At 70.8% G+C, this 25926-nt stretch carries 25 protein-coding genes; 3 read left to right on the forward strand and 22 right to left on the reverse strand.

All coding sequences use genetic code 11. The features are described 5' to 3' along the window. Nucleotides 1-340: 340 nt before the first annotated feature. The 16 genes from WBA97_RS27020 to WBA97_RS27095 all read right to left on the reverse strand — a co-directional run bounded on the left by WBA97_RS27020 (nt 341) and on the right by WBA97_RS27095 (nt 14573). The gene (locus WBA97_RS27020) at nt 341-766 is read right to left on the reverse strand and encodes a YbjN domain-containing protein (RefSeq protein ID WP_424233737.1); all 426 of its coding nucleotides are present in this window, start codon (nt 764-766) and stop codon (nt 341-343) included. Next, on the reverse strand, nt 763-1578 hold the full coding sequence (locus WBA97_RS27025) for an isoprenyl transferase (protein ID WP_424233738.1): 816 nt from the start codon (nt 1576-1578) through the stop codon (nt 763-765). Before WBA97_RS27025 ends, WBA97_RS27020 begins: the two co-directional genes overlap by 4 nt. Before the next feature lie 123 nt (nt 1579-1701). After that, nucleotides 1702-2451, reverse strand: coding sequence for a DNA repair protein RecO (gene recO / locus WBA97_RS27030; RefSeq protein WP_424233739.1), 750 nt, complete (start codon nt 2449-2451; stop codon nt 1702-1704). A gap of 52 nt (nt 2452-2503) precedes the next feature. Continuing rightward, a complete protein-coding gene (gene era, locus WBA97_RS27035) occupies nt 2504-3403 on the reverse strand; it encodes a GTPase Era (RefSeq protein WP_424233761.1) in 900 nt (299 codons plus the stop codon). 32 nt (nt 3404-3435) lie between these two features. After that, on the reverse strand, nt 3436-3750 hold the full coding sequence (locus tag WBA97_RS27040; protein ID WP_424233740.1) for a cytidine deaminase: 315 nt from the start codon (nt 3748-3750) through the stop codon (nt 3436-3438). Further along, nucleotides 3743-5059, reverse strand: a complete 1317-nt coding sequence (locus WBA97_RS27045) for a hemolysin family protein (RefSeq protein WP_424233741.1) — start codon at nt 5057-5059, stop codon at nt 3743-3745. Before WBA97_RS27045 ends, WBA97_RS27040 begins: the two co-directional genes overlap by 8 nt. 21 nt (nt 5060-5080) lie before the next feature. Next, nucleotides 5081-5647: an rRNA maturation RNase YbeY gene (gene ybeY, locus WBA97_RS27050; RefSeq protein ID WP_424233742.1), complete on the reverse strand. Its 567-nt coding sequence runs from the start codon at nt 5645-5647 to the stop codon at nt 5081-5083. A gap of 2 nt (nt 5648-5649) precedes the next feature. Continuing rightward, nucleotides 5650-6714 carry a PhoH family protein gene (locus tag WBA97_RS27055; RefSeq protein WP_424233743.1) on the reverse strand — a complete coding sequence of 355 codons (1065 nt, stop codon included), beginning with the start codon at nt 6712-6714 and terminating at the stop codon, nt 5650-5652. Between the two features lie 109 nt (nt 6715-6823). After that, on the reverse strand, nt 6824-7180 hold the full coding sequence (locus tag WBA97_RS27060; RefSeq protein ID WP_424233744.1) for a histidine triad nucleotide-binding protein: 357 nt from the start codon (nt 7178-7180) through the stop codon (nt 6824-6826). Between the two features lie 82 nt (nt 7181-7262). Next, nucleotides 7263-8213 (reverse strand): DNA polymerase domain-containing protein, encoded by a 951-nt coding sequence (locus WBA97_RS27065; protein ID WP_424233745.1) that lies wholly within the window; start codon nt 8211-8213, stop codon nt 7263-7265. 348 nt (nt 8214-8561) lie between these two features. Continuing rightward, a complete protein-coding gene (locus tag WBA97_RS27070; RefSeq protein WP_424233746.1) occupies nt 8562-9305 on the reverse strand; it encodes a 16S rRNA (uracil(1498)-N(3))-methyltransferase in 744 nt (247 codons plus the stop codon). Continuing rightward, on the reverse strand, nt 9302-10447 hold the full coding sequence (gene dnaJ / locus WBA97_RS27075; protein ID WP_424233747.1) for a molecular chaperone DnaJ: 1146 nt from the start codon (nt 10445-10447) through the stop codon (nt 9302-9304). The genes WBA97_RS27070 and dnaJ overlap by 4 nt, the downstream gene beginning before the upstream one ends. Nucleotides 10448-10514: 67 nt before the next feature. Continuing rightward, nucleotides 10515-11540, reverse strand: coding sequence for a heat-inducible transcriptional repressor HrcA (gene hrcA / locus WBA97_RS27080; protein ID WP_424233748.1), 1026 nt, complete (start codon nt 11538-11540; stop codon nt 10515-10517). A gap of 145 nt (nt 11541-11685) precedes the next feature. Next, nucleotides 11686-12918, reverse strand: coding sequence for a radical SAM family heme chaperone HemW (gene hemW, locus WBA97_RS27085; RefSeq protein ID WP_424233749.1), 1233 nt, complete (start codon nt 12916-12918; stop codon nt 11686-11688). Between the two features lie 12 nt (nt 12919-12930). After that, nucleotides 12931-13617, reverse strand: a complete 687-nt coding sequence (locus WBA97_RS27090; RefSeq protein WP_424233750.1) for a DoxX family protein — start codon at nt 13615-13617, stop codon at nt 12931-12933. Nucleotides 13618-13667: 50 nt separating this feature from the next. Beyond that, nucleotides 13668-14573, reverse strand: a complete 906-nt coding sequence (locus WBA97_RS27095) for an NAD(P)-dependent oxidoreductase (RefSeq protein ID WP_424233751.1) — start codon at nt 14571-14573, stop codon at nt 13668-13670. A 52-nt stretch (nt 14574-14625) separates the two neighbouring features. Here WBA97_RS27095 and WBA97_RS27100 point away from each other — a divergent pair, with 52 nt between their 5' ends. Then, a complete protein-coding gene (locus WBA97_RS27100; RefSeq protein ID WP_424233752.1) occupies nt 14626-15804 on the forward strand; it encodes a PQQ-dependent sugar dehydrogenase in 1179 nt (392 codons plus the stop codon). Nucleotides 15805-15847: 43 nt separating this feature from the next. Here the strand turns inward: WBA97_RS27100 and WBA97_RS27105 are convergent, their stop codons facing one another. Beyond that, entirely contained in the window at nt 15848-17041 is a 1194-nt protein-coding gene (locus tag WBA97_RS27105) for a lipase family protein (protein WP_424233753.1), read from the reverse strand. Between the two features lie 188 nt (nt 17042-17229). On the opposite strand from WBA97_RS27105, the gene WBA97_RS27110 reads away from it, so the two are divergent. Next, the gene (locus tag WBA97_RS27110) at nt 17230-17748 is read left to right on the forward strand and encodes a hypothetical protein (protein ID WP_424233754.1); all 519 of its coding nucleotides are present in this window, start codon (nt 17230-17232) and stop codon (nt 17746-17748) included. Nucleotides 17749-17752: 4 nt separating this feature from the next. On the opposite strand, the gene WBA97_RS27115 is transcribed toward WBA97_RS27110, so the two are convergent. The 4 genes from WBA97_RS27115 to gatC form a co-directional block, all read right to left on the reverse strand. Then, a complete protein-coding gene (locus tag WBA97_RS27115; RefSeq protein ID WP_424233755.1) occupies nt 17753-20728 on the reverse strand; it encodes a BTAD domain-containing putative transcriptional regulator in 2976 nt (991 codons plus the stop codon). A 68-nt stretch (nt 20729-20796) separates the two neighbouring features. Continuing rightward, complete coding sequence (gene gatB, locus WBA97_RS27120; protein WP_424233756.1) at nt 20797-22296, reverse strand: Asp-tRNA(Asn)/Glu-tRNA(Gln) amidotransferase subunit GatB; 1500 nt, start codon at nt 22294-22296, stop codon at nt 20797-20799. Continuing rightward, the gene (gatA, locus tag WBA97_RS27125; RefSeq protein ID WP_424233757.1) at nt 22296-23810 is read right to left on the reverse strand and encodes an Asp-tRNA(Asn)/Glu-tRNA(Gln) amidotransferase subunit GatA; all 1515 of its coding nucleotides are present in this window, start codon (nt 23808-23810) and stop codon (nt 22296-22298) included. Before gatA ends, gatB begins: the two co-directional genes overlap by 1 nt. Beyond that, nucleotides 23807-24106, reverse strand: coding sequence for an Asp-tRNA(Asn)/Glu-tRNA(Gln) amidotransferase subunit GatC (gatC, locus tag WBA97_RS27130; protein ID WP_424233758.1), 300 nt, complete (start codon nt 24104-24106; stop codon nt 23807-23809). Before gatC ends, gatA begins: the two co-directional genes overlap by 4 nt. 228 nt (nt 24107-24334) lie before the next feature. On the opposite strand from gatC, the gene WBA97_RS27135 reads away from it, so the two are divergent. Next, entirely contained in the window at nt 24335-24988 is a 654-nt protein-coding gene (locus WBA97_RS27135; protein ID WP_424233759.1) for an amino acid-binding protein, read from the forward strand. A 36-nt stretch (nt 24989-25024) separates the two neighbouring features. Here WBA97_RS27135 and WBA97_RS27140 read toward each other — a convergent pair whose 3' ends face one another. Further along, nucleotides 25025-25786 carry an AraC family transcriptional regulator gene (locus tag WBA97_RS27140; RefSeq protein ID WP_424233760.1) on the reverse strand — a complete coding sequence of 254 codons (762 nt, stop codon included), beginning with the start codon at nt 25784-25786 and terminating at the stop codon, nt 25025-25027. Nucleotides 25787-25926: the final 140 nt, after the last annotated feature.

Below are 25926 nucleotides of genomic sequence, written 5' to 3' on the forward strand. Positions count from 1 at the left end.
GTTCACGACCGCTGAGTTGGCGGTTCACGCACCCGGGAGGTGTCCCGAACCACCAACTCGCGGGTCCCGAACCGGGGACTCGCGGGTCCCGAACCGGGGACTCGCGGGTCCCGAACCGGGGACTCGCGGGTCCCGAACCACCAACTCGCGGGTCCCGAACCGGGGACTCGCGGGTCCCGAACCACCAACTCGCGGGTCCCGAACCGGGGACTCGCGGGTTCCGAACCGGGGACTCGCGGGTTCCGAACCGGGGACTCGCGGGTTCCGAACCGTGGACTCGCGGGGTTCGGGCCGGGGACTCGCGGGGTTCGGGCTGGGGGGTGGGTCGGGGGGTGGACGGTTACTTGTTCTTGGGGCCGCTGATCAGTTCGGTGCGCAGTTGCGATGCGGTTGACACGACCAGCATCAGGAGGGTGCCTAGCGCGGACGTGCTGATCCCGTCGGCGGGGAACGCGTACCGCAGCGTGACGTCCATGCCGCGGTCGGTGTGGACGACACCGAGCGTGCCGAACAGTCCCTGACCTGCACGTTCGGCAGCGGAACGCGCCAGGTTCGGGTCGTCGGGCAGATCCCAGGCGACGACGCAGGTGAGGCTGAGGACCGTGAGTCCTTCGGAGAGCTGCATGGCCTGGACCGCGCACGGGACGTCCACGTGCCGGAAGGTGAGCGCGCCGTCGTCGTCGACGTGCACGTCGTGGAAGGTCTCGAGCGCCGAGCGTGCCTTGGTGAGCAGGTCCGCCGTGCTCAATGCTTCCTGTTCAGTCATGCGTCTCCCTTGAGTGCGGCCGCGACGTCGTCGCTGTCCTTGGCGCCGCCGAACCGGCGGTCCCGTCGCGCGTACTGCTCACAGGCACGCCACAGGTCGCGCCGGTCGAAGTCGGGCCACAGGATGTCCTGGAACACCAGCTCAGCGTAAGCGGACTGCCACAACATGAAGTTGGAGGTCCGCTGTTCGCCTGACGGGCGGATGAACAGGTCCACGTCCGGCATCTCCGGCTGGTACAGGTACTTGGCGATCGTGCGCTCGGAGACCTTGTCCGGGTTGATCCTGCCATCGGCGGCGAGCCTGGCGATCTCCCGGACCGCGTCGCCGACCTCGGCGCGGCCGCCGTAGTTGATGCACATGGCCAGGTTGAGTACGTCGTTGTGCCTGGTGCGCTCGGCGGCGGTCTCCAGCTCGGTGATGACCGACCGCCACAGCTTCGGCCGCCTGCCCGCCCAACGCACGCGCACGCCCAGGGCGTCCAGCTCGTCGGTGCGGTTGCGGATGACGTCACGCGAGAAGCCCATGAGGAAGCGGACCTCCTCGGGGCTGCGGCGCCAGTTCTCTGTGGAGAACGCGTACAGGGACAGCCACTTGACGCCCAGTTCGATGCAGCCCTTCGCGACCTCGACGACCTGGGCCTCGCCGCGTTTGTGCCCTTCGATGCGGGTGAGCCCGCGCTGGTTGGCCCAGCGCCCGTTGCCGTCCATCACGATGGCGATGTGCCTCGGCACGAACTGGGCGGGGATGGCGGGCGGCTTCGCGCCGGACGCGTGGGGCTCGGGAGGTTGGGGTCGGGTACGGCGACGGAGCATGAAAGGACCCTACTTGCGCAGCGAACATCGCTACCGAGTGGAGCTTGCGCAACGACCACCGCCACCGAGCGAAGCTAGCGCAACGACCACCGCCACCGAGTGGAGCTTGCGGAACGAACAAGGCTACTGAGTGGTCTGAGCGCCCTTGCGTTCCACCAGTGGCAACGACCGGAGCTGGCGTTCCAGGTGCCACTGGAGCAGGGCCGCGATGAGCCCGGAGCCCTCACGGCGGGCGTTGTTCGTGGACCGGTCCGCCACGTCCCAGCGGCCGAGCTGCAGCGCGTTCATCAGTTCGAGGGTCTCCAGCGCGGGGGCCGCCGATCCGGGTGGGCGGCAGCGCGGGCACACCGAGCCGCCCGCCTGCACGGAGAAGCTGCGGTGCGGCCCTGGCTCGTTGCAGCGGGCGCACTCGTTGACCGCCGGTGCCCACCCGGCGAACGCCATCGCCCGGATGAGGAAGGCGTCGAGCACGAGTGACGAGTCCCGTTCGCGGTCCGCGAGCGCGCGGAGGGCGCCGATGACCAGGAGGTAGAGCCGCAGAACCGGCTCGCCTTCCTCGGCCGACATCCGGTCGGCGGTCTCCAGCACCGCGCAGCCGGCGGTGTAGCGCTGGTAATCGTTCACGATGCCGGCGCCGAACGCGTCGATGGTCTGCACCTGGGTGATCACGTCAAGCGTGCGGCCGGTGTAGAACTGCACGTCGACGTGCGCGAACGGCTCGACCCGCGCACCCAGCCGTGAGGTCGTGCGCCGCACGCCCTTGGCGACGGCCCGCACCTTGCCGTGGCGCTGCGTGACGAACGTGATGATCCGGTCGGCCTCCCCGAGCTTGTGCACCCGGAGGACCACCCCGGTGTCGCGGTAGAGGCTCACCCTGGGAGCTTACAAGCCACCACCGACAGTTTCGTGTCGCGCGGGAGGACGACTAGAAACCCAGTCTGCGCAGCTGTTTCGGGTCGCGCTGCCAGTCCTTCGCGACCTTCACATGCAGGTGCAGGTACACCCTGCTGCCCAGCAGTGCCTCGATCTGGCGGCGGGCCGTCGCGCCGACCGCCTTGAGGCGTTCTCCCTTGTGCCCCAGCACGATGCCCTTCTGGCTGTCGCGCTCGACATACAGGTTCGCCCAGATGTCGAGCATGTCATCGCGGTCCTCGCGTTCGTTGATCTCCTCGACGGTCACCGCGATCGAGTGGGGCAGCTCGTCCCGCACCCCCTCCAGGGCCGCCTCCCGGACCAGCTCGGCGATCAGCGTCGCCTCCGGCTCGTCGGTCAGCTCGCCGTCCGGGTACAGCCGAGGGCCTTCCGGCAGCCGCGACACCAGCACGTCGGCCAGCTGGTCGAGCTGGAAGCCTGCTGAAGCGGAGACCGGGATCAGGTCGGAGAACGACATGACCTCCTGCAGCGCCACCAGCTGGTCGGCGATCTGGTTCTTCGTCGCCACATCGGTCTTCGTCACGACGCCGACGACCGGCGTGTGGCGGGACAGCTTCACGAGCTCCGCCGCGATGAACCGGTCGCCGGGGCCGATCTTCTCGTTGGCAGGCACGCAGAACCCGACCACGTCCACTTCGGACCACGTGGCGCGCACGACGTCGTTGAGCCGCTGCCCCAGCAACGTGCGCGGGCGGTGCAGGCCGGGGGTGTCCACGATGATCAGCTGCGCGTCCGGTCGCGCCACGATGCCGCGGATCGCGTGCCTGGTGGTCTGCGGCTTGCTCGACGTGATGGCCACCTTGCTGCCGACCAGCGCGTTCGTCAGCGTCGACTTGCCCGTGTTGGGCCTGCCGACGAAGCAGGCGAAGCCGGAACGGTGCGGTGTGGTCATCGGGTCGGTCATCAGGTGATTGTCGCCCCGGGTCAGCGCGGCTCGCCCTTCGGGTCCGCGACCAGCAGCGGGGCGGACGGAGTGAGGTCGTCGACCACCGCGCGGTCGACCTCGAGCAGGTCGGTGACCACCGCGGCCGCCTCCAGCGTGCGCACCCCGCTCGACACCGCGGCCGCCACCGCCCCCTGCAGCGCCGTGAGCTGCAGCGACGGCAGGTCGACGGTGGTGGCGACGTAGGTGCGGCCGGTGTCGTCGCGGACCGCGGCGCCTTCCTGCGCGCCGCTGCGGGCACGTGCCGAACGCGCCAGGGTGATCAGCTTCGCGTCCTCCTGGTCGAGGTCAGCCACTCTCGCTTCCTTCCTTCTCCGCCTCGTCGGCCGCCGGCACACCGCGCACGACCACGGACGTGATCCGCATCCGGCCCCTGCCGTCCTTGCCGCCTTCGGCACGCATGTTCAGGCCCTCGATCTCCGCCTCGGTGCCGGGCAGCGGCACGCGCCCGAGCTGTTGCGCGAGCAGGCCGCCGACGGTCTCGACGTCGGTGTCGTCCAGCTCGATGCCGAACAGCTCGCCGAGGTCCTCGACGGGCAGCCGGGAGCTGACCCGCACCGCGCCGTCGTCGAGGTGCTCGACCGGCGGGCGGTCGTCGGTGTCGGACTCGTCGGTGATCTCGCCGACGATCTCCTCCAGGATGTCCTCGATGGTCAGCAGGCCCGCGGTGCCGCCGTACTCGTCGACGGCGATCGCGAGGTGGTTGCGGGACAACTGCATCTCACGAAGCAGGTCGTCGAGGCGCTTGGAGTCCGGCACGAACGTGGCCTCGCCCATCAGGCCGCTGACCACCTCCCACTCGGCCCGCCCGTTCCCCGGACGGTCCATTGTGGCCTTGACCAGGTCCTTCAGGTTCACCACGCCGACGACCTCGTCGACGCTCTCGCCGATCACCGGCAGTCGCGTGTAGCCGGTGCGCAGCGACAACGCGAGCGCCTGCCGCACGCTCTTGGTCTGCTCGATCCACACCATCTCGGTGCGCGGCACCATGACCTCGCGCGCGATCGTGCCGCGCAGCTCGAACACTGAGTGGATCATCTCGCGCTCGCCAGCGTCGACGACGCCGCTCTCCTGCGCCATGTCGACCAGCTCACGCAGTTCGACCTCGGAGGAGAACGGGCCCTCGCGGAAACCGCGGCCGGGGGTGATGGCGTTACCGACGACGATCAGCAACCGTGACAGCGGCCCGAGCACCGTGCCCAGCGCCCGCACCGGCCCGGCGGCGATGAGGCCCACCGAGTACGGGTGCTGCCTGCCCAGCGTGCGCGGCCCGACCCCGACCAGCACATAGGACACGACGATCATGGACAGCGCGGCGACGAGCCCGGCGACCCAGTTCGACTCGATGGTCCGCATGAAGGCGACGGTGACCAGCACGGTCGCCGCGAGTTCGCAGCCGAGGCGGAGCAGGAGCAACAGGTTGATGTGCCTCGGCCGCTCGGCGACGACCGCCAGGAGCTGTCTCGCACCGGTGCGGTTCGCGCGGACCAGGCCGTCGACCCTGGCGCGCGACACCGCCGAGATGGCGGCGTCGGCGCAGGCGAAGAACCCGGCCGCGACCACGAGGAGTACCGCGATCACCAGAAGTCCCGCGGAGCTGCCCACTTCTTCTTCGACCCCCGAGGGTTATTCCGCCACGTCGTCGGCGCCAGGTTTGTGATCGGCCTCGACGAAACCGGCCGCGCCCAGCAGTTTGTCGTCCTCGCGGCGCTGCGCGGCCCGGCGCTGCGCCGTGGCCCGCTCGCTCTTGAAGTCGGCGAGGATCCGCTTCTGCAGCGTGAACATCTCGCGTTCCTCGGCAGGCTCGGCGTGGTCGTAGCCGAGCAGGTGGAGTACACCGTGGACGGTCAGCAGGTGCAACTCGTCCATCAGCGTGTGCCCCGCCTTGCGGGCTTGGTCGCGCGCGAACCGCGGGCAGAGCACGAGGTCGCCCAGCAGCGTCGGCCCCGGATCGGGTGCGTCGGGCCTGCGGGCGGACTCGAGCTCGTCCATCGGGAACGCCATGACGTCCGTCGGGCCGGGCAGGTCGAGGTAGCGCTCGTGCAGGTCGGCCATCTCGTCGAGGCCGACGAGCAGCACCGACAGCTCGGCGAGGCGGCTGACCTTCATCCGGTCGAGCGCGAACCGGGCCGCGGCCACAATGGACGGTTCGTCAACCGCCACGCCCGACTCGTTGGCGATTTCTATACTCACGGCTATCGGCCCCGCCGAGCCTGTCCGCGCGGCCCGGAGCGGCGCGCGTCCTGGTCGTTCTCCTCCGTGGCCGACCACCGGTCGTAGGCGTCCACGATGTCGCCGACCAGCTTGTGCCGCACCACGTCGCTGCTGGACAGCGTCGAGAAGTGCACGTCGTCGACGTCGCCGAGGATGTTCTGGACCACGCGCAGACCGCTTCGCGTGCCACCCGGCAGGTCGACCTGCGTGATGTCACCGGTGACGACGATCTTGGAGCCGAAGCCGAGGCGGGTGAGGAACATCTTCATCTGCTCCGGCGAGGTGTTCTGCGCCTCGTCGAGGATGATGAACGCGTCGTTAAGGGTGCGGCCACGCATGTAGGCCAGCGGAGCGACCTCGATCGTGCCCGCCTGAATCAGGCGCGGAATCGACTCTGGGTCGACCATGTCGTGCAGGGCGTCGTACAACGGCCGCAGGTACGGGTCGATCTTCTCGTACAGGGTGCCGGGCAGGAAGCCCAGCCGCTCCCCCGCCTCGACCGCGGGCCGGGTGAGGATGATGCGGTTGACCTGCTTGGCCTGCAGCGCCTGGACGGCCTTCGCCATGGCCAGATAGGTCTTGCCGGTGCCCGCCGGGCCGATGCAGAACACGACCGTGTGGTGGTCGATGGCGTCGACATAGCGCTTCTGGTTCAGCGTCTTGGGCCGGATCGTGCGCCCGCGCCGGGACACGATGTCGAGGCTCAGCACCTCGGCGGGCGACTCGGTGGCGCCCGCCGACAGCATCGCCACCGTGCGGCGCACCGCGTCGGACCCGAGCTGCTGGCCGCGGCTCGCGAGTGTGACCAGCTCGGCGAACACCCGCTCGGCGAACGCGACGTCGCTGGGTGCCCCGGAGAGGGTGACCTCGTTGCCTCGGACGTGGATGTCCGCTTCGAGGAGCTCCTCGGCCACCTTCAGGTTCTCGTCACGAGAGCCGAGCAGGGCCAGCACGGCCTGGTCGGGGACGTTGAACCGGGACTGGGCCGGGTCGGCTGGGGTAGGTGCAGAAGAGGGGCTCTCGCCGCCCCGTGCGGTACCGGTCACGTGCTTTCGGTCCTGCCTTCTGCGCCTGGTTGCGCCAACTTTGTCTGACTGGCTGTCGGGTTCGATGTTAGTCGCCCCCACCGACAGTTCGCATCGACGTTCCCGGTGCTCAGTGACCGGGCCGCCCGAACATGCCCAGTTGTTCGCCGCCGAGGACGTGCAGGTGCGCGTGGAAGACGGTCCGGCCGGCGTGCTCGCCGGTGTTGAAGACCAGACGGAAACCGGCCTCCTCGATGCCCTCCCGCTTCGCGACCGCGACGCCGGCGCTGATCACGTCGGCCAGCTCCCCCGGTGCTCCGGCGAGCGCTTCCGCGTCCTCGTAATGCGTCCGTGGCACCACCAGCACATGCACGTCTGCCTGCGGGTTGATGTCCCGGAAGGCGTAGGTGGTATCACTCTCGAACACCTTCGTCGATGGAATGTCCCCGGCGATGATCTTGCAGAACAGGCAGTCGTTGTCGGCCATGCGAAGAGATTAGGTCCTGGCCCCGTGGATCTGTGTGCGAGGGTCTGGGCCTGACCAACACTTTGACCCCGGGGAAGGCGGACTAGTCGAGATCGGGGATCTCCTGACCATCCCGGTCCGCCCACTCCAGCAGTGGGGTCAGGTCGAACACGTGCGAGTCGATGGCCGCGTGCAGGTCCCCCAACTTCGCGAATCGAGCCGGAACCGTGGCGATGGTGAATTCCCGCGGATCAACATCGGGTACTTCCTCCCACCCGATCGGTGTCGACACCCGCGCCTCCGGTACCCCGATCACGGAGTAAGCCGACCGGATCGTGTGATCCCGCGCGTTCTGGTTGTAGTCGACGAACACGGAAGCCGGATCTCGTTCGCGCCGCCACCAACTGAGGTCGACCAGCCCGTCCGACCGGCGCTCCACCTCTCGCGCAAACGCGTGCGCGGCCCGCCGCACGTCCTGGAACCCCCACTCTGGCGTGATGCGGACGTAGATGTGCAGCCCCTTGCCCCCGGAGGTCTTGGGAAACCCGACCGCCCCGAGTTCGTCGAGGACCTCCCGCACGACCAGCGCCACCTTCCGCACGATGTCGAAGCTCGCCGCCGGCATCGGATCCAGGTCGATCCGCCACTCGTCGGGCTTCTCGGTGTCCGCCCGCCGCGAGTTCCACGGATGGAACTCGACACACGACATCTGAACCGCCCAGATCACACTGGCCAATTCGGTGACACACAGCTCGTCCGCGTGCCGGCCGTACCGGGGAAAGTGCACCCGCACGGTCTCCACCCAGGGCGGCGCACCCCGGGGAAGGCGTTTCTGGTGCACCTTCTCACCGTCCACACCGTCCGGGAAGCGGTGCATCATGCAGGGCCGCTCCCGCAACGCGTTGACGATCCCGTCGCCAACCGAGAGGTAGTACCGGGCGAGGTCCAGCTTGGTCTCCCCTCGGGCGGAGAAGTAGACCCGCTGCGGGTTACTGACCCGAACGACCCGATCCCCGACCGCCAGCTCCACAGCAGGAGCACCAGAACCAGCCACAACGGCAAGGTACTGCGAATCAGCACCGGCCGCGAAGCCCAGCGCGGGCGAGAAGTGAAGGCAAAGCGAACCAGAGCAACACGTTGCCAACCAGAGCGAAGCCCCGCCGCCGAACCACACCGGAACCAGCACATGCAGAAGCGATGTCGGAACAGGCGAACTCATAGAGGGTTCAACCAGGCGGAACCGCCGACCAGGGAAAGGATGTCGCGTCGCGGTGAAGCCTGGGGGTCGCTCCACCGCGACGCGACGCCGCCGGACCGAGGGGGGAGGTGTCCGGCGGTAGCTCTTTCGCTCCACGCTTGTTTCAATTGTGGTGCTGTGCAAAGAGTAGACCGTTGTGCACTCTCAGCGCCAGCGTGGCGTCAGGACTCCAAGCGTTGCTATAGCGGCGGCAGCGGCGGTCGAGGCGCGAAGAACGGTCGGACCGAGCCTCGCCGCCTGCCCACCAGCGGCCTGGAGGATCTCTGACTCGCTTTCGGAAATGCCGCCCTCAGGCCCCACCACCAGCACGAGGTCGCCTTCCGCAGGCAGGTCGAGATCACCGATGCCTGCCTCCGCCGCCGCGTCGAGGATGACCGTGGCCGCGCTTTTCCTTACCAGTTCGGCGAGTTGGCGGGTGGTGGCCGGCTCCGTCACCTCGGGGATCCGGGTGCGGCGGGACTGCTTGGCGGCTTCGCGTGCGGTGCTGCGCCAGCGGGCGAGCGCCTTGGCGCCGCGCGGGCCGTCCTCCCACTTGACGATGCTGCGGCCGGCGCGCCACGGCACGATCACGTCCACGCCCGTCTCGGTGGCCAGCTCGACCGCCAGCTCGCCCCGGTCGCCCTTGATGAGTGCCTGCGCCAGCACGATCCTTGGCTGTGGCTGGGGTTCCGTCCATCGGCGGACGACCAGCAACGCCAGACTTTCCTTGCCTTGAACCGTTTCAACGACGCAGGCGGCCGCTTCTCCCCCACCGTCGGTGAGGACCAGCTCCTCGCCGGGCTGCAGCCTGCGGACGGCGGCGGCGTGGCGGCCCTCCGGTCCGTCGAGCACCGCGGTGGTGCCCGACGGGACCGCGTCGACGAGGAAGACGGGTGCGGTGTCGCTCAACGGTGCCGTGCGCGGAGCCGGGAGAACAGCCCGCCAGCGCGGCCGTTGCCCGCGGCGACGATCTGCTCCTCCTCGCCGCGGATGCTGGCCAGCTCACGGAGCAGCTCGGTCTCGCGGCTGTCGAGCTTGGCCGGGATCTCGACCTCGACGTGCACGTGCAGGTCACCTCGGCCGTCGACCCGGCCGGACGACCGCAGCCGAGGCAGGCCGTGCCCGGTGAGGAGCAGTTCGGTGTTGGGCTGGGTGCCGGGGTCGAGTTCGAGCTCGACGGTGTCGTCGAGGGTCTCGAGCGGCAGGACCGCGCCGAGCGCTGCCGTGGTCATCGGGATGCGCACCGTGCAGTGCAGGTCGGCGCCGTTGCGTTCGAAGGTGGCGTGCGGCTGCTCGACGACCTCGACGTACAGGTCACCCGCCGGGCCACCGCCGGGGCCGACCTCGCCCTGACCGGACAGCCGGACCCGCATGCCGTCCGCGACGCCCGGCGGGACCTTGGCGGTGATGGTGCGGCGGGCGCGAACCCGGCCGTCGCCACCGCACTGGCGGCACGGGTCGGGGATGACCTCACCGACGCCGTGGCAGACCGGGCACGGGCGGGCCGTGACGACCTGGCCGAGGAACGAGCGCTGCACGGACTGGATCTCGCCCCGGCCCGCGCACGTGTCACAGACCTGGACCAACGTGCCCTCCGCGGCGCCGGACCCCCGGCACATGTCACACAGGACGGCCGTGTCGACGGTCAGCTCGCGGGTGACGCCGGTGTTGCACTCCTCGAGGCTCAGCTCGATGCGGATGAGCGCGTCGGAGCCGGGCTGCACGCGGCTGCGCGGTCCCCGGCCGCCACCAGCGCCGCCGCCGAAGAAGGCGTCCATGATGTCGCCGAGCCCGAAGCCCGCGAACGGGTCACGGCCGCCGCCCCCGCCGCCGTTGCCGAGCGGGTCGCCGCCCATGTCGACGATCTTGCGCTTCTGGGGGTCGGAGAGGACCTCGTAGGCCGCCGTGACCTCACGAAAGCGCTCCTGAGCCCCCTCTTCGGGGTTGACGTCGGGATGGAGCTCGCGCGCGAGCTTGCGGTAGGCGCGCTTGATCTCATCGGACGTCGCGTCCTGGCGCACCCCGAGAGTGCCGTAGTAGTCCCTCGCCACCGTGTTCCCGTCCTCCTGCCCCGGAGGCGCTCCGGGGTCTCACTCCCTGCTCGGTCCTGTCGCGGCGTCATCGCCCGGACAGAATGTCTCCCACATAGTTGGCGACCGCGCGCACGGCCGCGATGGTGCCCGGATAGTCCATCCGCGTCGGCCCGACCACGCCCATGCCGCCGAGGAGCGTCTGGTGCGCGCCGTAGCCGATGGAGACCACCGACGTGCTGCGCATCTCCGCTGCCTCGTTCTCTCCCCCGATCCGCACCGTAATGGTGCCAGGTGTGCTGGCGGCGGCGAACAGCTTCAGCACCACCATCTGCTCCTCCAGTGCCTCGAGGACCTGGCGCAGCGACCCGGGGAAGTCGGCCGCGTTGCGGGTCAGGTTGGCCGTGCCGCCCAGGACCAGGCGCTCCTCCGGGTGCTCCACCAGCGACTCGACCAGCACCGTCGCTATCCGCGTCATCGCGTCCCGCAAGTCGGACGGCGCGTCCTCGAGCAGCTCGCTGACCTTGGCGGCGGCCTCCGTCAACGGATGGTCAACGAGTGTGGTGTTCAACATGTTCCTGAGCCGCGACACCGTTTCCTCGGTGATCACGTCCCCGAGGTCGACGGTCCGCTGCTCCACCCGGCCGTTGTCGGTGATCAGGACCAGCATCACCCTGGCGGGTGTCAGCTGGACCAGCTCGATGTGCCGGACCGTCGAGTGCGTCAGCGTCGGGTACTGGATCACCGCGACCTGCCGCGTCAGCTGCGCGAGGAGACGCACGCTGCGCCGCATCACGTCGTCGAGGTCGATCGCCCCTTCGAGGAACAGGTGGATCGCCCGCCGTTCGGCCGCCGACAGCGGCTTGACGTCGGTGAGCCGGTCGACGAACAGCCGGTACCCCTTGTCGGTGGGGATGCGGCCCGCGCTGGTGTGCGGCTGCGCGATGTACCCGTCCTCCTCGAGCGAGGCCATGTCGTTGCGCACCGTGGCGCTGGACACCCCGAGGTTGTGCCGCTCGACGATCGCCTTGGAGGCGACCGGCTCCTGGCTGGAGACATAGTCCGCCACGATCGCACGCAGTACCGCGAACCGCCGCTCGTCCGTGCTCGCCATGAGGTCACCTCCCGTCTCACCACAAGTTTACGGAGGTGGTCGCGAGTGCCGGTCGAACCGGTACCAAATGGCGTCCGGTTGAGCCGGGTCGACTCAACCATTCGGCGGCGTCGCGTGTTCCGGGTCTCCCTCGCCCTCCGGGGGCTCAGGTCAGGCGGCGGACCACCGCGTCTGCCAGCAGGCGGCCGGTGAAGGTCAGTACGCAGCGGCCGAAGCGGCCGTTCACGCCTGCCAGCGCGGCCTTGTCCAGCAGTCCCTCCTCCGCCGCGAGCCGGGCCTCTTTTTGCGCCGCCGAGGACAGCGCGTCCACCGGGAGGCCGTCGACCAGGCGGAGTTCCAGCATCACCCGTTCCAGGTGGCGGTCCTCCTCGGTGAGGGTCTCCCGCGCCGCGGCCGGTGAGTTGCCGTCCGCCAATTGGGCCGCGTAGCGCGCCGGGTGTTTGACGTTCCACCAGCGGACGCCACCCACGTGGCTGTGCGCGCCAGGGCCCGCGCCCCACCAGTCGGCGCCGTGCCAGTAGCCCAGGTTGTGCCTGCACCACGCCTTCGGCTCCGTCGCCCAGTTCGAGACCTCGTACCAGTGCAGGCCCGCGGCCGACAGCGCCCTGTCCGTCTGCTCGTAGCGGTCGGCGAGCACGTCGTCGTCCGGGGCGGGCAGGTCGCCTCGCTTGATCCGCCTGGCCAGCGCGGTGCCTTCCTCGACGATCAGCGCGTAGGCCGAGACGTGGTCGACACCCGCCTCCAGAACCGCGTCCAGGGACGCCGCCAGGTCCGCTTCCGTCTCGCCGGGGGTGCCGTAGATCAGGTCCAGGTTCACGTGTTCGAAGCCGGCCCGGCGGGCTTCGCGCGCGGCTTCCGCCGCCCGCCCCGGGGTGTGGGTGCGGTCCAGGACGGACAGCACGTGCGGGGCCGCCGACTGCATGCCCAGCGAGAGCCTGGTGTAGCCCGCTTCGCGGATCGACTCGAAGAACGCCGGATGGGTGGACTCCGGGTTGGACTCCGTCGTCACCTCGGCGTCCGGCGCCAGGCCCACCGTCTCGCGGATCGCGGCCAGGACGTCGGTGAGGCCCTCCGCGCCAAGCAGGGACGGGGTGCCGCCGCCCACGAAGACCGTGTCCGCCATCGGGGGCGTGCCCAGGACTCGTGCCGCGATGGCCAGTTCCGTACGGAGGCCGTCCAGCCAGGACCGAGGGGACGCTGGCGAGGTGGCGAGCTCCGCCGCGGTGTAGGTGTTGAAGTCGCAGTAACCGCAGCGGGTCGCGCAGAAGGGTACGTGCACGTAGACCCCGAACGGGCGCTTACCGAGCCGGGCCAGGGCCTCGGCTGGTAGCGCGCCGTCCGGGGGAGCTACGTCACCGTCCGGAAGTGCTGATGGCACTTCGCCAGTATCTCAGCGGAACACGACCAGGGTGACCACGGTCAGGCCCGCGGCCAGGATCAGGAACACGAACCCGTACACCGGGGCCTTGCGCCACCAGTGCGTGTGCCGGTCCAGCGCGAACCGGCCGGGCCCGGTGAACAGGAGCGCGAACGCCGCGGCGGCGTAGGTCATCTCCAGCTCGACACCGCCGAGGAAGGTGTTCCATTCGCCGTTGATGACGATGACGTTGGCCATCACACCGAGCAGCGCCGCGGCACCTATCGGGAAGAACAGGCCGAGGACGAGCAGCAGACCACCGACGGTCTCGGTCAGGGCGAGCACGATGGCCAGCACGCCGGGTTCGGTGAAACCGAACCCGGTGAGCATCTGCCTCGTGGCCTCCATGCCCGAGTCGTCGTTGAACCAGCCGAACAGCTTGTCCGTGCCGTGCACGACGAAGAACGCGCCGATCGCGAGGCGCAGCACCAGCAGGCCGAAGTCAAGGCCGCGATGCCACTCCGGCTTTCTGTCCCTGGTGGTGGTCTCCGGCTCGACGTCATCGTCGAAGCTGGAGAAGTTGGTGGTCGAGCCGCTCGTGTACGCGTCGTCCTCTTCGAACATGGACGACGAGCTGGTGCCGCCGGGCGGGCCGAAGCCACGGGTCGTGGACGAGGAGTCACTCGTGGTGTAGTAGCCACGGTCGTCTTCAGTACTCACCCAGCGGAGGGTAAGGCATCAGCCGAACGGGTGGGTCTGCAACCTCGCGATCAGTAATCGCCTCGTACGAGATTGTGCGGGCGCTCCCCCGCCGCGTACCTCGCGATCTCCTGCGCCACCACCGCGTACGCACGACGCTGGTAACCCTCGACGCTCGCCGCCACATGCGGTGTGAGCAGCAGGTTCGGCACCGTCCACAGCGGGTGGCCCTCGGGCGGCGGCTCCGGTTCGGTCACGTCCAGCGCGGCGCGCAGCCTGCCCGCTGCCAGTTCTGCGACCAGGGCGCCGGTGTCGACGACCTTGCCGCGCGCCGCGTTCACGAGGACCGCGCCGTCCCGCATGCCGGACAGGAACGCCGCGTCGACCATGCCTTCGGTGGCCGGTGTCAGCGGGACCATCAGCACCACCGCGTCGTGCTCGCCCAGCAGGCCGGGTACCTCGTCGAAGCCGTGCACGCCGTCCCGCGCCCTGGTGCCGACCAGCGTGGTCGTCGCGTCGCACGCGGCCAGCCTGCGCTTCATCTGGCTACCCAGGTCGCCAGCGCCGATGACCAGAACCTTCTTGTCGATCAGGGTCTCGGTCGGCCTGCGGCCCCACGTGCCTGCCACCCGCTCCCGCTCGAAGGGGATCAGGTCCCGGTACACCGCGAGCAGCGTGGCGAGCGCCCATTCCGCGGTGCTGCCGCCGTGCGCGCCCCGCGCGACCGACAGCATGACGTGGTCCGGCACGCGGCCGATCCAGTTCTCGGCACCCGCCGTGAGCAGCTGGATGAGCCGCAGGTTCGGCAGGGCCGCGACGAACGCCTCCGGGTCGGCGGCCGCGAGGAAGCCGGGCACCAGCACCTCGGCACGTGCCGGCAGGTCGATGCCCGTGTCGTAGCGGACCACGTCGAGGCCGTCCACGCCGGTCAGCGCGGTCTCCCCGTCCTCGTCGGGCACCAGCACGGTGATCGTCACGTCCGGCACCCTACTTACCCGAGGTTCACGGGCGGGCCCCTAGCTTGGGGGCATGTCCTTGAGGTCGCGTGTGCTGGTGGCGGGCGTGCTGGGTGGCGTCCTGCTGAGCACGGGGTGCGCCACGTTCACGGACCAGCCACCGCCGGAGAGCTGGCGGCCGCAGGAGCAGCTCACCCCGCAGGGTGGTCCGGAACCGGACGTCCCTGGCGAGGGCAGGCCAGAGCCGGACAGTGACAGCGGCGCGCGGCCGTCCGAGATCCCGCCGCCGGATGGCTGCGTCGACTACAACCCGGCGGTCATCGGCACCTGTATGGACAGCGTGACCGCGGTCGCGGCGCTGCCCGGCGACGGCCGGGACCCGACCGCACTGGTCGGCGAGCGGCGCTCCGGGCGGATCCTGCGGGTCAAGCTGGGCACCGACCCCGTGCTGGTGGCGACCGTGCCGGTCGACGGGAGCACGGACGGCGGCCTCACCGGGCTCGCCCTCTCCCCCACCTACGCCGAGGACCAGCTGATCTTCGCGTACGTGACGACCGCGACCGACAACCGCGTGGTGCGGATCGCGCCGGGTGACGTGCCGAAGCCGATCATCACGGGCATTCCGCGTGGCGCGACCAACAACCGGGGCGCCCTCGCGCTCGACCGCCATGGCGGGTTGCTGCTGGCCACCGGCGACGCGGGCAACGTGAACCTGGCCGGTGACCTGAAGTCGCTGGCGGGCAAGGTGCTGCGGTTCGACGCGGCAGGCCAGCCCGCGCAGGGCAACCCGACGCCCGGTTCGCTGGTGGTGGCGAGCGGGTTGCGGGCGCCCGGCGGGGTGTGCGCGCCGTTCGACGGGTCGGTCACGTGGGTGACGGACCGCGGCGCGACACAGGACCTGCTGTACAAGCTCGAGCTCGGCAAGCCGCTGTCGGTACCCGCGTGGACGTGGCCGGACCGGCCGGGTGTCGCGGGGTGCTCGGCGACGGCCGCCGGGGTCGTGGTGGTGACCTCGACCGCGGGCAACGCGCAGCTGCTGCCGATCGCGCCGGACGGGTCGTTCTCCGGGAAGCCGCAGGTCTCGCTCGAGAAGGACAAGGGCTTCGGCCTGCTCGGCGGCATGGACGCCGTGAACGACCAGGTCGCGGTCGTTGGCACGGTCAACAAGAACGGCGGCACCCCGGTGTCGAGCGACGACCGCGCGATCGTCATCGTGCCGCCCCAGGGCGGCGGGGCCAGCGGCCCCGACTGATGCACGGACAGGAACGGTCCGTCCTGGAACGGACCGTTCCCGGTCACCAGTCCCGTGCGATCCTCGGCAGGGCCACCCTGGCCGAGTCGAAGTGGCCGACGTCGCCCACGTTCACCAGCCGCACGTCACGGGCACCGTGTGCACGCAGGTCCGTCTCGCAGCTCTCCGCGTTCGCGAACACCACGTCGCGGTCGGCGGTGCCCGCGTACAGGCGAACCGGGACCCTCGGGCGCCACTGGCACGGGTCGTCGTTGGCCGCGAGCACCTCGGCGAGCGTGCCCGTCGGGTGCGCGAGGCGCGCGAGGAACTCGTCCGTGAACAGCTCCTGCGGAGTGGCGGGCAGCGCCATCACGACGTCCCTCTCCTCGTGGTCGCTGTCGAACAGCGAGTCCACGACCTGGTCGTAGGGCGCGCGGAACGCCTCGGACGGCGAGTCGTAGACCTTCTGGGAGCGATTCCAGGCGGTCATCGCGTACCCCAGGTAGAGCACCGCGCTCACGCCGTCGAGCCTGCCGTCCAGCGCGGCGGGCAGCTCCTGGCCCCGGATGTCGTACGGGCCCGCGATCGCGGCGATGCCGCCCAGCTCGAACTCCCTGGACTCCTGCAGCGCGCGGCCGACGTGCATGGACACCTGCCCGCCCTGCGAGAAGCCGCTCACGAGCACCTTCCGGTCGAGCCGCTTGCCGGACCGGGCCGCGAGCGCGCGGCCCGCCCGCAGCGCGTCCATCGTCGCGGTGACGGCGGGCCGCGTCAGCATGTACGGGTGCGTGCCGGGGCCGGTGCCGAGCCCGAGGTAGTCCGGCGCCACCACCGCGTCACCCCCTGCGGCGAACAGCACCGCCGCCGCGCGGTCGAGGTTGTCCGCCCCCGTCGCCGTGTCACCTCGGAAGATCCGCGTGCCGTGCAGCCACGTGACCGTCCGCAGCGAGCGCTTGTCCGTGCGCGGCAGAACCGTCAGCGCGCTCGCCGTCGTCGGCCTGCCATCACTCCCCGTGGTCCGGTACGTCACCAGGTACAGGTCGACGCCGTTGCGGACGGTGGCCGCGTCCAGCTCGTAGCCCTGGAGGTAGGCGAGGACCTCCTGCCGCGACATGCGGTCGATCAGCGTGGCCTGTGTGTGGTGTTCGACGGTCGCGGGTGGCGGTGCGGCGACCGCCACTCCCGGCAGCAGCATCCCCGCACACAGCACGGCCGCGAGGATCCGCGTTCTTCCTTTTCTTCCAATGGTTTTCCCCATGCCGCGACTCTGCCGGGAGCCGACCGCCGCCGGTATGGGGCGGGCAGGTGGATCCGGGGTGGGGACAGCCCCACCAGTTCTGTGTGCGCTCCGTGTGGCGGGGTCTTCTAGCCTGCGTGATCACCGCGATCCGAGGGGTGTCGCGTGTTGCTCATCCTGCCAATTTTCGTTACTCATCAAGGAGAATCGTGTCCGCAATTCCGGTTACGCCGACCGCACCCGCTTCCGCGCGCCGGCCGGGGGTGCTCGTCGCGGCGATCGGTGTCACGGTGGTCACCGCGCTCGCGGCGATCGTCAATGGCATCCTGATCGCCACCGGGGGCAAGGAACTGGTCAAGGACCTGCTGGTGCAGGCGGGGGTGCCCGAGGTGTCCGACGCCGACCTCGAGCTGTTCTCGAACCTCGCGGGGTACACGTCGACAGACGAGTTCGTGAGCACCTTCACCACGCGTGGTTACCTGGCCGCCGGTGCGGGCGCCGCGCTGCTGGTGTTCGGGCTGCTCATGATCAAGGCGGGCAGGGCGGCCCGCATCCTCGTCACCATCTCGGCCGCGTTCACCATGATCTTCAGCCTGGTGATCCTCGCCGACGAGACGACGTCCATGATGGCCGGCCTCGCGATGCTCGCGATCCTGGGTGCCGTCGTCGCGGTCGTGTTCACCTGGCTGCCCGCCATCGGCCGGTACGCCAAGGCCCTCCAGGGCTGACCACTCAGTGTGCCGAGAGCGAGGGGCCCGGCACCCTGGTGAGGGGCATGAGCAACGCGGTGAGCGCACGTGCGTTGCTGTCGCGGGGGTCGGCCAGCCGGTCGGCCTCCGCACGTGCCTCGCCCGCGTCGTCCGGCTCGCCATCGGCCTCGTGCGCGGCGGCCAGCAGCCGCAGCGTGATCGCCGCCGAGGACGCGGAACCCATCTCGCGGTACGCGGCGACACAGGCCGCCAGCTCCACGACCGCTTCGCCCGCGCGGCCGTCGCCGACCCAGCTCGCCGCGATCGCCCGCCTGCTGGACAGGACCCTCGGCGCCTCGTTGATCTCCTCCGCGATCGCGCGGCACTCCGTGAACGCCGCCAGCGCGCCTTCCCGTTCACCACGCCCGGCCTGGATCGCGCCGAGCGTCCGCAGGGACCGCGCCAGCGCGCGCCGCGCCGTCGTGCCCCGCAGCAGCGCCACCGCCTCCTGCGCCGCCGACGCCGCCCTGTCCAGCTCCCCGGTCAGCGCGAGGCTCCACGACAGGCTCTGCAACGCACCGGCCACCGCCCGAGGGTCGGCCGACTCGCGGGCCGCCGCGAGCGCATCGGTGTCCACGCGCACCGACTCGGCGGGCCGCCCCAGCCGGTTCAGCGCGGCCGACCTGGTCGCCGCCACCGCGTCCTCCGTGGACAGCGCGGCCGCGCGGTCGGTCAGCTCGAGTGCCTCCTCCGGCACGCCGAGACCGGTGAGGCAGTCGGCGAGGTTGGTCAGCACCCACGCGAGCGCGGGCCGGTCGGTGCCCAGCCGGTCGGCGCACCAGCGGTACTTCCCGACGGCATCGGCGTAGCGGCCCCGCACGTGCAGGACCCGCGCGGCCACGACCTCCGCCCACACCTCGACCCGCTCGTCGCCCGCCGTCCGCCCCGCCTCCGCCAGTGCCGACGCGCAGGTCCGCAGGTCCGCGTACGAACCCTGCGGCCACAGGTACCTGGCGAGCCGTTCGAAGATCCGCGCCGCCTGCCGGTGCATGCCGATGGTCGCGAGCAGGCCGATACCCGCCACCAGCGACGGGCGTTCGATCGCGAACCAGCCAGTCGGGTCGGCGCAGTAGCGCGCGAGGCTCTCCTCTGGCAGGGGCGGCGCGGGCACCGGCACGTCCAGCTCCAGTGCGGGGAACACCTTCGGCAGGTCCCGGCCAAGGAGGTCGGCCACGGCGAGGATCGCGTCCAGCAACCTGGCCGCCGCGCCCTCGCACACGGCGGGGCCGTCGTCGGCGATCAGCCGCTCGCGGGCGAACGTCAGCACGAGGTCGTGGATCGCGTAGCGGGGCTCGCCGCACGCGTCGTCGGCCGCGGGCTGCAGCAGGCTCGACTCGACCAGCTCGTCGACGGCCTCCTCCCCAGCGGCCCCGTCCTGCAGCACGGTGATCGCCCAGGCAGGCACGTTGGTGGACGCGGCCGCGCCGATCAGCCGGAACGTGGCCCGCGCGGGTGCTGTCAGCGCCGCGTAGCTCAGCGCGAGACCGGCACGGACCTGCAGGTCGCTGACGGACAGCTCGTCGAGGCGGCGGCGTTCGTCCTCCAGCCGGTCGGCGAGCGTGGTGAGCCGCAGCTGCGGGCGCAGCGCGAGCCGGGTGCCCGCGATGCGCAGTGCCAGGGGCAGGTTGCCGCACGCGGCGGCGATGCGGCGGGCGCCGTCCTGATCGGCGGTGACGCGCGAGCCCGCCATCGTGGCGAGCAGGTCGAGTGCCTCCGCGTCGGTGAACGAGCCGACCGTGACGCGGTGCGCGTTGATCAGGCCGGAGAGCCTGCGCCTGCTGGTCACGAGCACCGCGGTGCTGGGCGTGCCGGGCAGCAGCGGGCGGACCTGGCCGGGGTCGGCCGCGTCGTCGAGGACGAGCAGGACGCGGCGGCGCGCGAGGCGGCTGCGCAGGACCGCGGCCTTCGCCTGCACGTCGTCGGGAATGCCGGGGCCGGTGACGCCGAGGCCGCGCAGCAGGTCGGCGAGGACGTCGCCGACCGGGCGGGGCGTGGTGGCGCCCGCCAGGTGGGCGTACAGCTGGCCGTCGGGGAACGCGGTCTCCAGCCTGTGCGCGACGCGGACGGCGAGCGCGCTCTTGCCGACACCCGGTTCGCCGGTCAGCACGACCGGGAGCCCGTCGTGGTCGGCGAGCAGCGTGGTCAGCTCGTCGACGGCGTGGTCGCGGCCGGTGAACACGCGGATGTCGGCGGGCAGCTGCCGGATGGGCCACTCGTCGGCGGGATCCTCTCCGCGCAGGATCTCCGCGTGGACGGCACGCAGGCCGGTGCCGGGTTCGAGGCCGGTCTCCTCGACGAGCGTGGCGCGGGCGGTGCGGTAGGCGGCGAGCGCGTCGGCCTGGCGGCCAGCGCCACGCAGTGCGCGCATGAGCTGGCCGACGAGCCGTTCCCGCAACGGGTTCGCGGCGACCGAGGACTGCAGCTCCCCCAGCAGCTCGGCGTGGCGGCCCTCGGCCAGCTCCGCCTCCACCCAGTCCTCGAAGACGGTCAGCCGTTCGATCTCCAGCCGCGCCACCTCGGCGTCGAGCGCGGGCAGTGTGAGGTCGGCGAGCGGGTGGTCCCGCCACTGGTCGAGCGCGAGCCGCAGGTGGCGGGCGGCGGTCTCGGCGTCGCCGCGTCTGAGGGCCGCGCGGCCGGACTCGCCTGCCGTGCGGAACGTGAGCAGGTCCAGGTCCGCGTCGGCGACCCGCAGCCGGTAGCCGGGCCCGGCGTGGTCGATGAGCGTGTCACCGAGCCGGTCCCGGAGCCGGGACACGTAGGTGTGCAGGTTCGACGCGTAGGACTTCGGCGGGATGTCCGGCCACAGCGCGTCCACGAGCCGTTCGGCGGGGACGCGTTCATTGGCGTGGAAGAGAAGCATGGCGAGCAGCGCACGCTGGCGGTCACCACGCAGCCGCAGCCACCGACCGTCATGACCGGTGATCTGCAGGGGACCCAGGACGCCGAACTTCGCAGTCATCGCTCCGGGCATCGTAGCGATGCCCTGAAGGTGCGCCTCAGGACAAGGGCACCTTCAGGGCATCGGCGCTACTCGCAGCGTTCCAGGATCAGCTCGCGGACGCGCTTCGCGTCGGCCTGGCCCTTCGTGGCCTTCATGACCGCACCCACGATCGCGCCCGCCGCGGCGACCTTGCCGCCGCGGATCTTCTCCGCCACGTCCGGCTGTGCGGCCAGCGCCTCGTCGATCGCGGCGTACAGGGCGCTGTCGTCGGACACCACGGCCAGGTCGCGCTTCTCCACGACCTCGTCCGGCTCGCCCTCGCCGGCCAGCACGCCGTCGATGACCTCACGGGCCAGCTTGTTCGTCAGCTTGCCCTCGGCCACCAGCGCCGACACCCGCGCCACCTGCGTGGGAGTGATCGACAGCGCCGCCAGCTCGATGCCGCGCGCGTTCGCCTCCTGCGACAGGTAGCTCACCCACCACGCGCGGGCCTCGGCCGGTGACGCGCCCGCTTCGACGGTCGCCGCCACCAGGTCCACGGCACCCGCGTTGACCAGGTCACGCAGCTCCAGGTCGGTCAGCTGCCAGTCGGCCTGGATGCGCTTGCGGCGCTGCGACGGCATCTCCGGCAGCGTCGCCCGCAGCTGCTCCACCCACTCGGCGGGCGGCGCGATCGGCACCAGGTCGGGCTCCGGGAAGTACCGGTAGTCCTCCGAGGTCTCCTTGCGGCGCCCGGCGGCCGTGGTGCCGGTGGCCTCCTGGAAGTGGCGGGTCTCCTGCAGGATCGACCCGCCATCGACCAGGATCGCCGCCTGCCGGGTCATCTCGTAGCGCACGGCGCGCTCGACACTACGCAGCGAGTTGACGTTCTTCGTCTCCGTGCGGGTGCCGAACTCCGTGGCGCCCTTGGCCATCAGCGACACGTTCGCGTCGCAGCGCAGCGACCCCTGATCCATCCGGACGTCCGAGACGTCGAGCGCGGCCAGCAGGTCACGCAGCGTCGACACGTAGGCACGCGCCACCTCCGGCGCCCGCTCACCCATGCCCTCGATCGGCTTCGTCACGATCTCGATCAGGGGAACCCCGGCACGGTTGTAGTCGAGCAGCGAGTGGTCGGCGCCGTGGATCCGCCCGGTGGCGCCGCCGACGTGCAGCGACTTGCCGGTGTCCTCCTCCATGTGCGCCCGCTCGATCGCGACGGTCACCACCGTGCCGTCCTCGAGCGTGACGTCGAGCGAGCCGTTGAACGCGATCGGCTCGTCGTACTGCGAGGTCTGGAAGTTCTTCGGCATGTCCGGGTAGAAGTAGTTCTTCCGCGCGAAGCGGCACCACGGCGCGATCTCGCAGTTCAGCGCGAGACCGATCCGCATGGCCGACTCGACGGCCACCCTGTTCACCACCGGCAGCGAGCCGGGCAGGCCGAGACAGGTCGGGCACACCTGCGTGTTGGGTTCCGCGCCGAACGCGGTCGGGCAGCCGCAGAACATCTTCGTGTGCGTGTTCAGCTCGACGTGCACCTCGAGGCCGAGCACCGGGTCGAAGCGCTCGAGGACCTCGTCGTAGTCGAGGACGGTCGCGGCGGTCATCAAGCCTCCAGCTCGGGGACGCGGTGGATGAGCGCGCCGCCGGACGCGGCGTCGCGGGCGGCCTCGAAGGCGGCCGCGACCTTGTACATGCGCTGTTCCTGCAAAGCGGGCGCCATCACCTGCAGGCCGACCGGCAGACCGTCCTCATCGGACAGTCCGGCCGGGACGCTCATGGCCGGGGTGCCCGACAGGTTCGCCGGGATGGTGCACAGGTCGGCGAGGTACATGGCCATCGGGTCGTCCACGCGCTCGCCGATGCGGAACGCCGTGGTCGGCGTGGTCGGCGAGATCAGCACGTCGACGGACTCGAACGCCCTCCCGAAGTCCTGCGTGATCAGCGTGCGGACCTTCTGCGCCTGGCCGTAGTAGGCGTCGTAGTAGCCCGACGACAGCGCGTAGGTGCCGATCATGATGCGGCGCTTGACCTCCGCGCCGAACCCGGCCTCGCGGGTGAGCGCCATGACCTGCTCGGCGCTGTTCTCGCGGTCGTCGCCGGTCCGCAGGCCGTAACGCATGGCGTCGAACCGGGCGAGGTTCGACGACGCCTCCGACGGCGCGATCAGGTAGTACGCGGGCAGCGCGTAGTCGAAGTGCGGGCAGGACACCTCGACGACCTCGGCGCCGAGACCCTTGAGCGTCTCGACCGCGGCCAGGAACGCGGCGGTGACACCGGCCTGGTAGCCGTCGCCCTGGAACTCCTTCACGATGCCGATCCGCATGCCGGACAGGTCACCGTTCGCGCCATCGCGGGCGGCGGCGACCACCGGCGGCACCGGCGCGTCGATGGAGGTGGAGTCGAGCGGGTCGTGGCCGCCGATCACCTCGTGCAGCAGCGCGGCGTCGAGCACGGTCCGTGCGCACGGGCCCCCCTGGTCGAGCGACGAGGAGAACGCGACGAGGCCGTACCGGGAGACGCCGCCGTAGGTGGGCTTGACGCCGACCGTGCCGGTGACCGAGCCGGGCTGTCGGATGGAGCCACCCGTGTCGGTGCCGATGGCGAGTGGCGCCTCGAACGCGGCGAGGGAGGCGGACGAGCCGCCACCGGAACCGCCGGGGATACGGTCGAGGTCCCACGGGTTGCGGCTGGGGCCGAACGCGGAGTTCTCGGTGGAGGAGCCCATCGCGAACTCGTCCATGTTGGTCTTGCCGAGGATCACCACACCCGACTCGAGCAGCTTGCGGGTGACCGTGGCGTCGTACGGCGGCCGCCAGCCTTCGAGGATCTTCGACCCGCAGGTGGTCGGCGCGCCCTCCATCACGAAGACGTCCTTCAACGCGAGCGGCACGCCTGCGAGCGGCGACGCGGGCTCGCGGCCCGCGGCCACGTCCTCGTCGACCGCACGGGCCGCGGACAGCGCACGCTCGGTGTCGACGTACAGGAAGGCGTTGACGGTCTTGTCGACCGCGGCGATCCGGTCGAGGTGCGCCTGCGCGACCTCGACGGCCGAGACCTCCTTCTTCTGGATCTTCTCGGCCAGCTCGGCGGCGGTGAGACGAGTCAGCTCGGCGCTCATGCCTCCTCCCCCAGAATCCTCGGCACGCGGAAACGTCCTTCCTCTGCCGCCGGCGCACCGGCCAGGGCCTGCTGCTGTGTGAGGCCGGGACGCGCGAGGTCGTCGCGGAACACGTTGGTGAGCGGCACGGCGTGCGAGGTCGGCGGGATGTCCTCGGCCGCCACCTCGCCGACACGCGCCACCGACTGGAGGATCACGTCCAGCTGACCGGCGAACATGTCCAGTTCGTCCTCGGTGACGGCTAGCCTGGCCAGGCGAGCGAGGTGAGCCACCTCGTCGCGAGAGATGTTGGGCACGGAGAGACTCCTGAGGAACGTCAACTAAGTCCATTCACGCTTTACGTCGTCAAGCGTCCGCAGTCTATTTGCGCCCTTGGAGGGCACACGAACGGGTTATCGGGTGGCAAGCTGGTCACATGCTCGTGCGTCCCGGGGTGTGGACGGCGGGCCCAGCGGTATCTCGGCGTCTGCGACAATCGTCGGCCGGGCACGAGATCGACATCTACGTAGCGGGAGGCGTTCGCCTTGTCCTTCCTGATCCGAGTTCAGCTCCCGGACGTCCCGGGAGCGCTCGGGGCGGTCGCGTCCGCGCTCGGAGCCATCGGGGCCGACATCCTTTCCGTGGACGTCGTGGAGCGGAACAACGGCTCGGCCATCGACGACCTGGTCGTCGAGCTGCCGAAAGGGCGGCTGCCGGACGTGCTGATCACCGCGGCTGAATCGGTCAACAACGTCGAGGTCGACGCTGTGCGACCCTACGCGGGCGTGTTGGACACGCACCGTGAGCTCGAGCTGGTCGAGGAGGTCGCCGCCCATCCAGACGAAGGGCTCGCGATCTTCACCGAGGGCGTGCCGAGGATCGTCCGGGCCGGGTGGGCCATGGTCGTCGGGCCGGAGGACGGCGGCGCGCGGACGCTGACCGCGTCGACGGCCGCACCTCAGCTCAAGACGCTGGACCTGCCGTTCCTGCCACTCGGCCGGGCCACGGTGCTGGACGGCGAGGAGCCGTGGGTGCCGGAGACCTGGCAGGAGCTGGGCACCGAACTGGCCGCGACCCCGCTGGGCAAACCAGAGCGAGTGTTATTGGTTGGCCGCCCGGGCGGCCCACAGTTCCGCGCCGCGGAAGTAGCCCGCCTTGCCCACCTGGCAGGCATCATCGCGGTAGTCCTCTCCGGCTGACCCACACCGCGTGCCTGCCCGTGGCGGCCGGGTGACTCAGGCGAAGCAGTGCGACGGGGTCACCCCCACCTCCCGGCGGAACGCGGCGATGAAGGCGCTTGCCGTTCGGTAGCCGACCTGGCGGCCGGTCACCGCCACCGAGGTGCCTGAAGCCAGGAGTTCCAGTGCGGTTCTGATGCGCAGCCTGGTGCGCCAGCGGCCAAGGCTCATGCCGGTTTCCGCGACGAACAGGCGGGACAGTGTGCGGTCGCTCGCGCCAACCTCGCGGGCCCATGTGGTGGCGTCGCGGGTGTCGGCGGGGGCGGCGGCGAGTGCCTCTGCCACTCGGCGGGCCCGGTCGTCCCGCGGCCACTTCAGGTCCACGGCCGCGACCGGAGCCGGGATGAGCACGTCGAAGAGCACGGCTTCCGCTCGTCGGCGGGCGTCGTCGGGTAGCTCCGGGTCGGAGAGGTGGCCCACCAGCGCGCTGAACATCGGGGCCGCGGCAAGAACGGTTGGTTCGGGCCACAGTGGCGGGCAGCGGTCGGGGCGCAGGTAGAGGCTGTGCATCTCCGCCGCGGACGCGGCCGCGGTCGTGTGCGGGACGGCGGCCGGGACGAACAGTGCGCGGCTCGGCGGCAGCACCCACGTCGTGTCGGCGACACCCACGGTCACCACGCCACTGCTCGCCCACACCAGTTGGTGCGTGGGATGGGCGTGGGTGCCGAAGCGGTGGCCGTGGGCGAGCGCGAAGCTGCCGACCAGCGCGGCACCCATCGGCGGGTCGAGCAGCCCACGCGGATGGCCGAAACGCGACATGGCTTGACAGGTTACGTGGTTCCGGCCGCGGCGGGGGGAGTCCTAGTGCCCCGTCAAGGTGAAGTGGGTCGTTTATCCGTGGATCCAGGTGGTCGCTGGCAAGGCGCGGGAAAGCCGCTCGTACCGGGTTGTACTTGGGC

Origin of the sequence: Actinophytocola sp. (assembly GCF_049647105.1) — a bacterium.
Classification (GTDB): domain Bacteria; phylum Actinomycetota; class Actinomycetes; order Mycobacteriales; family Pseudonocardiaceae; genus Actinophytocola.